This window comes from Mycobacterium sp., assembly GCF_044342925.1.
Taxonomy (GTDB): Bacteria; Actinomycetota; Actinomycetes; order Mycobacteriales; family Mycobacteriaceae; genus Mycobacterium.
The window spans coordinates 1-9,719 of record NZ_JBIIOV010000125.1; the positions used below are offsets into that span (position 1 = coordinate 1).

Here is a 9,719-nt window from a genome sequence, read left to right on the forward strand (position 1 = left end):
CCGCCGCCGGCGACGAGGCGCCCCCGCAGCGTCCGGAGCCGGCCGCCCCGGGCGGAACGACGCTGTCGCCCGGCGATTTCTACACCGCGCTGCGGCGCACCGGCGCCCACCACGGTCACGCGTTCGCAGCGCTGACCCGAATCCTGCGGACCCCCGGCGGCTGGACCGAAACCGAGATCGCGCTGCCCGACGAGGCCACCCCGTACCCCGCGGCGGTGCTGCACCCGGTGCTGCTCGATGCCGCCCTGCAGACACTGGCCGCAGCCATGCCGGCCGAACTGCTCGCCGAGTCCAGCGAGGTCACCTATCTGCCGGTTGCCATGGAATCCATCCGGGTCTTCGGCGAGACGGGCCGTCGGGCGCGCTGTCGCGCCGAACTGGTCAGCATCGCCGGTGAGCAAGGCGGAGCCGGGGGAGATGCGGTCGGCCAGATCACCCTGATGGACGAGACGGGCAACCCGACCGCACTGGTCAGCGGCGTCTACCTGCGGCGCATCCAGCGCCGCTCGGCACCACTGCCGCTGTCGCAGAAGCTGTTCGGGGCCACCTGGGAGGAGGTGGCGGCGGACACCACCGCAGGCGGTGCGCCCGACGGCAGCTGGCTGGTGCTCACCGACGGCGCCGATACCGGCGAGATCACCGCGGCCCTCGCCTCCCCGCAGCGACGGGTCCGCACCGCGGACCTCACCGACGAGTCCGCGGTGCAGGCCGCCTTCGCCGACGCGGCCTCTGACCCGGCGTTGCCGCCGGTCGGCGTAGTGGTGGTATGCGGGAATCAGCCCTTCGACGCCCGGGATGCCGAGGCGGCCGCCGCCCGTGCCCGCGACATGGTCTGGTCGATCACCGCCGCCGTGCGGGCGATCACCGGCGGCTGGCACGGAAAGTCGCCGCGGCTGTGGCTGGTCACCCGCGGCGGCCTGGCCGTGAACGTGTCAGAAGGCTCCGACGGACCCGCCGGAGGTGAACCCGGCGACCCGGTGGCCGGCACCCTGCGGGGCGTTGTGCGGGTGCTCGCCTACGAATACCCCGCGCTGCGAACGACCCTAGTCGATCTGGATGCGATCGATCTGGATGCCGGCCTGGAGGCGGCCGGCCTGGATGCCGACGCCGCCGCCGCGCTGGCGACCGAACTCGCCACCACCGGCACCGACGACGTGGTGGCCTGGCGCGGTGGGTGCAGGTTCGTCGAACGGCTGTCCCGCGCCACGGTGCCGGAACCCCGCGCCGCGGTGTCGAAACCCAGCGCCGAGCACAGTGTTCGCGCCGACGGCGCCTACCTCGTCACCGGCGGTCTCGGCGGCATCGGCCTGACGGTCGCGCGCTGGCTGGTCGACAGCGGGGCCGGACGGGTGGTGCTCAACGGCCGCAGCCAACCCTCCGACGAGACCCAGGCCGTCCTGACCGAACTCGGCGAACGGGCCGAGGTCGTCGTCGAACTCGGCGACATCGCCGAACCAGGTGTGGCCGAGCGGCTGGTGTCGGCCGCCGAGCAGACCGGGCGGCCGCTGCGCGGCGTCGTGCACTCCGCCGCCGTCCTCGACGACGAGTTGGTGGCCGGACTGACCCGGGCCAGCCTGGACCGCATCTGGGCGCCCAAGGCCACCGGCGCGGTGCGGCTGCACCAGGCCCTGGATGCGAGGGGGGCCGATCGGGAGCTCGACTGGTGGGCCGGTTTCTCCTCGATGGCCTCGCTGCTCGGCTCACCCGGCCAGCTGTCCTACGGGTGCGCCAACGCCTGGCTGGACGCGCTGGCGCAGTGGCGGCGGGCGTCGGGCCTGCCGGCGACGTCGATCAACTGGGGTCAGTGGGCCGATGTGGGCCTGGCCCGCTCGCTGACCTTCAGCGTGCTCGACCCGATGTCGCCCGCCGAAGGTCTGGAGGCCCTGGACACGGTGCTCGGCGGTGACGTCACCCAGATCGGCGTGGCCCGGTTGCGTCTGGACCGCGCCGCCGAAGCCTTCCCGGAACTGCGTCAGCTGGGCTACTTCACCAATCTGGCCGCCGAGCTGGACACCGAGGACGCCGACGACGACTGGGCCGGCCCGGATGCGCTGCGCGAGATGACCGCCGCCGAGGTGGACCGCATCGTCACCGCGCGCCTGCACAAACGGATCTCGGCGGTCATGGGCTTCGCCGGTGACGGCGCCATCGAGACCGACCAGCCGCTGACCGGGCTGGGCATGGATTCGCTGATGGCGGTCAGGATGCGCAACACTGTCCGGGCGGACTTCGGGGTCGAACCGCCGGTGGCCCTGATTTTGCAGGGCGCCAGCCTGGCCGACCTGGCCGTCGACCTCATCCGGCAACTCGGCCTGGCCGAAGACACTGGGGAGCGTCCCAATGCTGTTCGTGACCGTGCACAACAACGTGCCGCGGCCCGCCAACAGGCCGCGGCACGGCGAAAGGTTAGACAACGACCGTGAGCACCAGTAATGGCTACTCGACCGCGCAGTCACCCAACGCGATCGCGGTCGTCGGCATGGCCGGGAGGTTCCCCGGTGCCGCTTCGGTGTCGGAGTTCTGGCGCAACCTGCGCGGCGGCGTGGAGTCCATCGTCGACCTGTCCGAGGGCGATCTGATCAGCGCCGGCGTCGGCTCCACGGCGCTGGCCAACAAGTCCTACGTCCGCCGGGCGGCGTTGCTGCCCGGTATCGAGGAGTTCGACGCCGGGTTCTTCGGGTTCACCCCGCAGGCCGCCCGGATGCTCGACCCGCAGCACCGGCTGTTCCTGCAGTCCGCCTGGCACGCCCTGGAGGACGCCGGCTACGACCCGGCCGACATCGAGGCCAGCGTCGGCGTGTTCGGAACGTCGTCGACCAGTGGTTACCTGCTGCACAACCTGATGTCGCACTACGACGCCAACATGGTGATCGGTCAGGGCGCCAGCTTCGACATGGTGGCCCTGTCGCTGGCCAACGACAAGGACCACCTGGCCACCCGGGTGGCCCACCAGCTCAACCTGCGCGGACCGGCACTGTCGGTGCAGACGGCGTGCTCGTCGTCGCTGGTGGCCGTTCACCTGGCCTGCCAGAGCATCCTCAACGGGGAGTGCGAGATGGCGCTGGCCGGCGGCTCGTCCATCCGGATTCCGCACCAGGTCGGCTACTGGTACGAGCCGGGCACCATGGTCTCGCCGACCGGACACTGCAAGCCCTTCGACATCCGTTCGGACGGAACCATCTTCGGCAGCGGCGTCGGAGTGGTCGTGCTCAAGCCGCTGCAGGACGCGCTGGACGCCGGCGATCGGATCCATGCGGTGATCCGCGGTTCGGCGCTGAACAACGACGGCGCGACGAAGATGAATTACGCCGCGCCCACCGCCGCCGGACAGGGCGAGGTGGTCGCCGAGGCGCACGCGGTCGCCGAAGTCGACGCCGCCACGATCAGTTACGTCGAGACCCACGGAACCGGCACCCCGCTGGGCGACCCGATCGAGATCGAAGGCCTGCGCCAGGCGTTCGATATCTCCGAGGAGGACCGGCAGGGCCCGTGCTACCTGGGTTCGGTCAAGTCCAACATCGGTCACCTCGAGACCGCGGCCGGGATCGCCGGCCTGATCAAGACCATCCTGTGCCTCAAGCACCGGGCGATCCCCGCGACGCTGCACTACACCAGCCCGAACCCGGAGTTGCACCTCGACCGCGGCCCGTTCGCCATTCGCGGGCAGGACGGTCCGTGGGAGTGGGACGGCCCGCTGCGGGCCGGCGTCAGCTCCTTCGGGGTGGGCGGAACCAACGCCCACATCGTGCTGGAGGAGGCGCCGCCGATCGTCGAGCCCGAGGCCGCTCCGGGGCCGCAGGTGCTGCTGCTGTCGGCCCGCACCGCCGAGTCGCTCACCGGCGCGCGCACCGCGCTGGCGGCCGAACTGTCTGACGCCGAGGAATTGAACCTGCCCGACGCGGCCTACACCCTGACCCGGCGCCGGCATGAGCCCATCCGGCTGGCCGCGGTGGTCAACGACCAGGAGGACGCGGCGGCGGTGCTCGGCAACGCCGAGAGCGACAACGTGTTCATCGGGCAGGCGCCGGAGATCCACTTCGGTTCCCAATCCGCTTCTGAGCGCGTGGTTTTCGTCTTTCCCGGCCAGGGCGCCCAGTACATCGGCATGGCGCGCGGCCTCTATGAGTGCGAACCGGTGTTCCGTGAGCACTTCGACGCCTGCGCGAGCGCGTTCGGCGCCGAGATGGGCTTCGACCTGCGCGCCGAGGTCTTCGACGGCACCGGCCGCAATCTCGAACGCACCGACCGCGCTCAGCCGGCGCTGTTCACCGTGGAGTACGCACTGGCCAAGCTGACCGAGTCCTACGGGGTTCGGCCCGCCGCGCTGGCCGGCCACAGCATCGGCGAGTACGTGGCCGCCACCCTGGCCGGGGTGTTCGACCTGCCCACGGCGGTCAAGGCGGTCTCGATGCGCGCCCGGCTGATGCACGCCTCGGCGCGCGGCGTGATGGTGGCGGTGGCGCTGAGCCCCGCGGCGCTGGCCGAGCACCTCGGCGGCGACGTCGACCTGGCCGCGATCAACGACCCCAACAGCTGCGTGGTGGCCGGCTCCGAGGAGAGCATCCGCGACTTCCAGGCCCGGCTGGCCGAGAGCGGCATCGTCGCCCGCCGGGTTCGCACCGCGCACGCGTTCCACTCCCGCCTGATGAACCCGGTGATCCCCGAATTCACCGCGTTCCTGTCCCGCCTGGAGTTGCGGGAGCCCAAGATTCCGCTGCTGTCCAACGTGACCGGGACTCAGATGACCGCCGGCGAGGCTACCGACCCGTCGACCTGGGCCCGTCAGATCCGGGAGACCGTCCGCTTCGCCGACGAACTCGACGTGCTGCTGGCCAGCCCGGATCGCGTGGTCGTCGAGGTGGGTCCCAGCGGCAGCCTGACCTCCTCGGCGATGCGCCACCCGAACTGGTCTGCCGGCCACCGCGCGGTGCGCCTGATGCGTCACCAGGCGCAGAACCGTAGCGACCACGACACCTTCCTGCTCGGGCTGGGACAGCTGTGGGCGGCCGGCGTCGAGGTGGACTGGACCCCCCGACTCGGAGGCGAACGGCCGCTGGCGTCGCTGCCGGGTTATCCCTTTGAGCGCCAACGCCATTGGGTGGAGTACAACCCGGCCAGCCGGTCGTCGGCGGGCGGGGACGCCACCCAGGCCGGCGGACCGCCGGCGGCGGGGGAGACCGCCACCACCACGATCAGCAACGCCTCGCAGATGGAATCGACCCTGCAGCGCATCTGGTCGCAGTGCCTGGGCATCGCCACCATCGACCGCAACACCAACTTCTTCGAGGTGGGCGGCGATTCGCTGGTGGCCATCAGCGTCGCGATGACCGCCAGCAAGGAGGGCCTGGATCTCACCCCGCAGGACCTCTATGAGAACCAGACGCTGGCCGCGCTGGCCCGGGCGATGACCGCCCGCTACGCCGAGGGCAGCCTGGCCCGGCAGAGCGCGGACGATTCGGCGCAGCCGCCGGTTCCGCCCAACGTCTCCTACTTCCTGGAACACGGCTTGCGTGACGTGGGCAGCTGGCGCGTCCCGCTGGTTCTGCAGTTGCGCCCCGACGTGTCGGTCGACGACATCCGCGCGGTGCTGACGGCGGTAGCCAACCACCACGACGCGCTGCGGTTGCGGCTGGTCGACCACGGCACCTGGGACCAGCGGCTCGGCGACCCGGGGGAGTTCACCGCACTGGCCACCCGGTCGCTGCCCGACGGCATCGAGCCGGGCAGCCCGCAGGAGCGCCACGCGGTGATGGACATCCTGGCCGAGCAGATGCGCGAGCATCACCTGCTGGGCGCACCGCTGAACGCCACCTACGTCAGCGCCGCGGACCGGGCGTACCTGGTGCTCAGCCTGCACGGCATCGCCGCCGACCACGCCTCCCGCGACATCGTGCTCACCGACGTCTTCACCGCCTTCGCCCAGCGGCTGGCCGGCGAGGACATCACGTTGGAGCCGGTCAGCACCACCTGGCGGGAATGGCTGCACCGATCCGCCGGACTGGCCATGCATCCGGCGGTGCTCAACAGCCGGGACTACTGGCTCGGGGTGGCCCGAAAGGCCACCCTCTCGGTGGCCGGCCCCGCCCCGGAACCACCGGATGCCGACGACCTGGCCCGGCTGCCGTCAGTGCTCACCACCGAGCAGACCGGCGAGGTCGATGACGCCAGACGGCGGCTGGCCGTCCCGCTCGACGACATTCTGCTGGCCGCGCTCGGCCGGGCGGTCGGGGCGACGATCGGGGACGGGAAGCTGGCCGTCGAACTCGGCGGACAGGGCCGCTCGGTGCTGCGCCCCGACGTCGACGTGCGCCGCACCGTCGGCTGGTTCACCACCATCTACCCGGTCGCCATCCCCTGCGCGACACCGCGGGAGGCCGGCGCCCAACAGATGCTCGACGACGTGGCCGCCGCGCTGAAAGCCGTTCCGCACCACGGGATCGGCTACGGGCTGCTGCGCTACGTCTACGCGCCGACCGCGCGGATGCTCGGAGCCACCCGGCCGGCGGACATCTTCTTCTCGAATCTGGGCACCATTCCCGACCTGCCGCCCGGCCAGTCCGACGATGCGCCGGTGCGATTCGACCCGGATCTGGCGCTGCCGGCGCGCGAGGCGGTGCCCGGCCTCGGGCATGCCATCGAGCTGAGGGTGTACCGCTATTCCGCCGAGCTGCATGTGGATTGGTGGTACGACACCCGCCGGCTGGGGCGCACCGACGTCGAGGAGCTGTCGCGGCACTTCACCGCGGCGCTGCTGGAACTGACCACCGAAGCGCTCGACGAGAGCGAAACCGATTCCGCCGGAGACGAACTCGCCCTGGTGGACCTGTCGGCCCTCGACTGAGGGCTAGGAGTAACAGATGTCCAGTACTGACAAAGCGGTCGTCGTCGAAGGCCTGACGAAGACCTTCGGAACCGTGCAGGCGCTGCGCGGCATCAGCTTCGAGGTGGGACGCGGCGAGGTGCTCGGCCTGCTCGGCCCCAACGGGGCGGGCAAGACCACGACGGTGGACATCCTGTCCACCCTGTCCACCCCGACGTCGGGGCGCGCGATAGTGGCCGGGCACGACGTGCGCACCGATCCGGGCGGGGTGCGGCGTTCGATCATGCTCACCGGCCAGCACGTGGCGCTCGACGACATGCTCACCGGCCGGCAGAACCTGGTGATGTTCGGGCGCCTGCAGGGCTTGAAGAAGGCCGCGGCGAAGGTCCGGGCGGGCGAACTGCTGGAGCGGTTCGACCTCGTCGAGGCCGCTGACCGCAGCGTCAAGAACTACTCCGGCGGTATGCGCCGGCGTATCGACATCGCCTGCGGCCTGGTGGTCCGTCCCGAGGTGGTGTTCCTCGACGAGCCGACCACCGGGCTGGACCCCCGCAGCCGGCTGGCCATCTGGGAACTGGTGTCGGACTTCAAATCCGAGGGCATCGCCACCCTGCTGACCACTCAGTATCTGGAGGAGGCCGACTCGCTCTCGGACCGGATCATCGTGATCGACCGGGGCACCATCATCGCCGAGGGCACCGCGGAGCAGCTCAAGGACCGCACCGGTGGCACCTACTGCGAGATCGTCCCGCGCGATATCACCGAGGTGCCGGCGGTGGCCGCCGCGCTGGGTTCACTGCTGCCCGAGGAGAACCGCGCCGCGCTGACCGACGTCTCCGACCGGGTTTCGATGCCCGCGCCCGACGGCGCCAACACCCTCATCGCCGCGCTGAATCTGGTCAACGGCGCCGGGATCGAACTCCACGACATCGCGTTGCGGCGGCCCTCGCTGGACGAGGTGTTCCTGAGCCTTACCGGTCAGGGTGATGACCGGCACGATGACCGGCCGGAGAGCACCAGTGCCGCCAGCCTGGACGCGGGGGCTCTCACATGACGGTCGGCGCCATCCCGGCGTCGACCCGGCCGATGCCGTCCACCCCGCAGCAGTGGTGGACGCTGACCACCCGGACGATCACGCCGACCCTGACCAACGGCGAACTGGCCACCCAGATCATCAGCTCCATCGTGTTCACCGTCGGGTTCTACCTGCCGCTGAAGAACATCCTCGGCGCGCTGCAGCCGATGAGCAGCTATGCGCAGTACCTCACCCCGCTGATCGTCACCCAGGCCATTTTCTTCGCCGCGGTGTCGGCGGCGTTCCGCGCGGCCATCGACACGCTGGCCGGCATCAACCGCCGGTTTCGGGCCATGCCGATGGGTGCGCTCACCCCGCTGGCGGCCCGCATGACGGCGAGCATGTACCGCTGCGTCATCGCGCTGGTGGTCTCGCTGGTGTGCGGGCACGTCATCGGCTTCAAGTTCTACGGCAACTGGTCGCACACGATCGGTTTCGTGCTGCTGGCGCTGCTCATCGGTGCGTCGCTGGCGCTGGCCGGTGACCTCATCGGCGCGGCCACCCGCAACCCCGAAGCGACCGCGCCGCTGCTGCTGGTCCCGCAGGTGACCCTCGGGCTGGCCTCGGTGGGCCTGCAACCCACCGAACGCTTTCCGGACTGGATCCAGCCGTTCGTCCGTAACCAGCCGCTGTCGCAGTTCCTCAACGCGCTGCGTGCGCTGGCCGGTGACAGCACCGCGGCAGCACCGCCGGTCACCTGGTCGGTGATCGGTCCCTCACTGCTCTGGCTGGCCGGTTTCATCGTGGTCTTCACCTGGCTGCACGCGCGCGTGGCGGCGAGGCAGTCATGAGCCTGCTCAGCGAGACCTCACTGCTCACCGCCCGCATCCTGCGGCGGTGGACCAACGACACCGCCACCGTGGCCCAGTCCCTGCTGTTCCCGGCCGGCTTCCTGGTGGCGCTGAACATCGTTCTCGGCGACGGCGTCAAACAGGTCACCGGGCACAGCGCGCTGTACGGCAGCGTCCCGCTGGTGTCGCTGATCGGCGCCACCTCCGGTGCCATCATCGTCGCCGTCGGGGTGATGCGCGAGCGCGACGAGGGCCTGTTGTCCCGGTTCTGGGTGGTGCCCTCGCACCGGGCTTCGGGTCTGGTGTCGCGACTGATCGCCGAGGGTGTCCGGATCGTGGTGATCACCAGCTTCGTGATGTTCGTGGGGCTGCTGCTGGGCTTCCGTTTCACCCAGGGATTCCCCAAAGCGGTGCTCTGGCTGTTCATGCCGGCGCTGTTCGGGGTGGCCTTCTCGGCGGTGGTGATGACCATCGCGCTGTACGCGCAGAACACCCTGGTGCCGCAGGCGACCGAGGTGATCGCCGCCGTGATGTTCTTCTTCAGCACCGGCTTCGTGCCGCTCGACCAGTTCCCGAAGTGGTTGCAGCCCTTCGTCGAACACCAGCCGTGCAGCTATGTCGTGGAGGCGATGCGGGGCCTGTCGATGGGCGGACCGGTGGTCAAACCTGTGCTCGGAACACTGTTATGGTCCGTTGGAATAGCCGCTGTCATCGCCGTCCCGCTGGCGCTCGGGTATCGGAAGGCCAGTAGACGTGACTGATCGCCGGGGGTGGTGAAGGTGTTTCCTTCGTCGGGAATTCGCAAGCTCGCGCGCAGCGAGGAGATGTTCGCCGAGACGCAGAACTTCGTCGGCCTGGCTGCCCATGTCAGTGGCAAGGTCGACCTCGACGCGCTCTCCGAAGCGTTCGACCTGCTGCTCCAGGCGCACCCAGTGCTGGCTGGTCACCTGGAGAAGGGTGCCGACGGCCGCTACGAGATCGTCCTGGACGACCTGCTGCACCCCGGCATCGACGTGATCGAACTCGACGGTCC

At 70.3% G+C, this 9,719-nt stretch carries 5 protein-coding genes and 1 pseudogene; all 6 read left to right on the top strand.

The window, feature by feature from the left end:
• Positions 1-2,423, top strand: a 2,423-nt coding sequence (locus tag ADBZ6I_RS12970; RefSeq protein ID WP_526384461.1) for a beta-ketoacyl reductase, incomplete at its 5' end; no start/stop codon positions are given.
• Positions 2,420-6,841: a type I polyketide synthase gene (locus ADBZ6I_RS12975; RefSeq protein ID WP_526384463.1), complete on the top strand. Its 4,422-nt coding sequence runs from the start codon at positions 2,420-2,422 to the stop codon at positions 6,839-6,841. The genes ADBZ6I_RS12970 and ADBZ6I_RS12975, both read left to right, overlap by 4 nt.
• Positions 6,842-6,857: 16 nt before the next feature.
• Entirely contained in the window at positions 6,858-7,874 is a 1,017-nt protein-coding gene (locus ADBZ6I_RS12980) for an efflux ABC transporter ATPase subunit, DrrA-related (RefSeq protein ID WP_526384465.1), read from the top strand.
• The gene (locus tag ADBZ6I_RS12985) at positions 7,871-8,686 is read left to right on the top strand and encodes an ABC transporter permease (RefSeq protein ID WP_526384467.1); all 816 of its coding nucleotides are present in this window, start codon (positions 7,871-7,873) and stop codon (positions 8,684-8,686) included. Before ADBZ6I_RS12980 ends, ADBZ6I_RS12985 begins: the two co-directional genes overlap by 4 nt.
• Positions 8,683-9,447: an ABC transporter permease gene (locus tag ADBZ6I_RS12990; protein ID WP_526384469.1), complete on the top strand. Its 765-nt coding sequence runs from the start codon at positions 8,683-8,685 to the stop codon at positions 9,445-9,447. The genes ADBZ6I_RS12985 and ADBZ6I_RS12990 overlap by 4 nt, the downstream gene beginning before the upstream one ends.
• 18 nt (positions 9,448-9,465) lie before the next feature.
• Positions 9,466-9,719, top strand: a pseudogene (locus ADBZ6I_RS12995) (acyltransferase); the annotation flags it as partial.

Excerpts from the sequence above, each read along its gene's own strand:
- ADBZ6I_RS12980 (WP_526384465.1), top strand. The coding sequence starts at position 6,858 with ATGTCCAGTACTGACAAAGCGGTCGTCGTCGAAGGCCTGACGAAGACC.
- ADBZ6I_RS12990 (WP_526384469.1), top strand. The coding sequence starts at position 8,683 with ATGAGCCTGCTCAGCGAGACCTCACTGCTCACCGCCCGCATCCTGCGG.
- ADBZ6I_RS12985 (WP_526384467.1), top strand. The coding sequence starts at position 7,871 with ATGACGGTCGGCGCCATCCCGGCGTCGACCCGGCCGATGCCGTCCACC.